Raw genomic sequence first — 1,467 nt, 5'->3', positions numbered from 1 at the left:
ATTGAAGATAATGATGAATATCATCTTCTAGTTAAGATGGCAATCCTTCACTATCAGTTTGAGTCCATCCATCCCTATAATGATGGAAACGGCAGGATGAGCAGAATACTTTTTCCTATTTTCATCAACAAGCTTGGACTTATGGACAATCCCAACCTCTTCATAAGTGAATCAATCGGAAGGGACAGATGTCTGTATTATGAAAATCTTGAACTTATTAGAAAGAAGAATAACTGGGTGCCGTGGATCAAGTATTTCTTGAAGATGATAGAAACTCAGGCAAAGATGCTTACGGAGTTCGTCATAGAGCTTGAAAAGTTGTATTTTCAAGACTATGAAAAGGTTGAAAACATTATGTTCAACAAGTATATAGGAAGCATATACAAGAGCATTTACAGAAATCCTGTCTTTACAATTAATCAGATAGCACAGGAAACAGGGTTCAACTATCAGACAGTAAGAAAGCATCTGGTAATTCTTGAGGATGACAAAATAGTAAGCTATTCTGAAAGCAGCAAGGGACGGGTATATTATTACAACAACCTTCTTGAGGTTTTATCAAGTAAATATCTACACGAAGATTCTCCGGATATCGAGGCTTTGGAGCCTGCGGATATTCCTTAAATCTATAATGAAAACATAAAAAAAACAGCCGGAATTATTCTATATGGATATACCGGCTGTTTTATAAAATTCATTTCTCAATATTATATTCCCAGTTTCCTATTCCACCCATATCGTATATATACTGATAACCTTCGGACAGTAGAATTTTTGCAGCCTGGGAACTTCTGCTTCCAGACCTGCAGTACACTATGTATACATCATCCTTGTTTGAAAATTCAGCATTAGTATAATAAACAGTACTGTTGCAACAAAAAACTTTTCTTCATTTGCAACACCTCCTGTTTGATTTTACCATATTATCATGGATTAGACTACGGTGATTCCACCTTCTTGGAAGGTAATCATATCCTTATTCATTTGTACTGCTGATTCAATTATGTTGAAAGCAAGAGCTGCTCCGCTTCCCTCGCCAAGTCTCATTCCCATGTTAAGCATTGGAGTCAATCCAAGAAGATCGCTTGCTGTTTTTGCACCTTTTTCTTTTGAAAAATGTGAGGATACAAGATAGTTCTTAGTTTCAGGTGCTATGGCACAGGCGATGATAGCTGCAATAGTGGATATATAACCATCTATAATGCAAGGAGTCTTATTGGCAGCACATCCAAGCATTGTTCCAGCCATTCCTGCTATGTCAAGACCTCCAACTTTTGCCAGTACATCTATTGGATCATTTTTATCTGGATTGTTAAGTGCTATTGCTCTTTCTATAACTTTTGCTTTGTTTTCAACCATTGCTGCATCAAGGTTTGCTCCCACACCTGTGATTTCTGAAGGATGGATATCACCCATGACTGAAAGTATTGCAGTTATGATAGCCTCATTTATAATCACTGCGTTTCT

2 protein-coding genes and 1 pseudogene are annotated in these 1,467 nt (G+C 36.9%); 1 reads left to right on the top strand and 2 read right to left on the bottom strand.

The features are described from left to right. Positions 1-624 (top strand): Fic family protein (locus tag AC3AX0_RS11805; protein ID WP_487550481.1); only part of this gene is annotated, 624 nt, incomplete at its 5' end. Positions 625-694: 70 nt separating this feature from the next. Here the strand turns inward: AC3AX0_RS11805 and AC3AX0_RS11800 are convergent. Both AC3AX0_RS11800 and AC3AX0_RS11795 read right to left on the bottom strand, forming a co-directional pair. Beyond that, positions 695-829, bottom strand: a pseudogene (locus AC3AX0_RS11800) (rhodanese-like domain-containing protein); the annotation flags it as partial. A gap of 104 nt (positions 830-933) precedes the next feature. Continuing rightward, on the bottom strand, positions 934-1,467 hold a 534-nt coding region (locus tag AC3AX0_RS11795), incomplete at its 5' end, for a nicotinate-nucleotide--dimethylbenzimidazole phosphoribosyltransferase (protein ID WP_487550480.1).

This window comes from Dethiosulfatibacter sp. (assembly GCF_983023055.1).
Note: the sequence above shows the minus strand (reverse complement) of the source record. Positions and strands in the feature narration are given on the sequence as shown.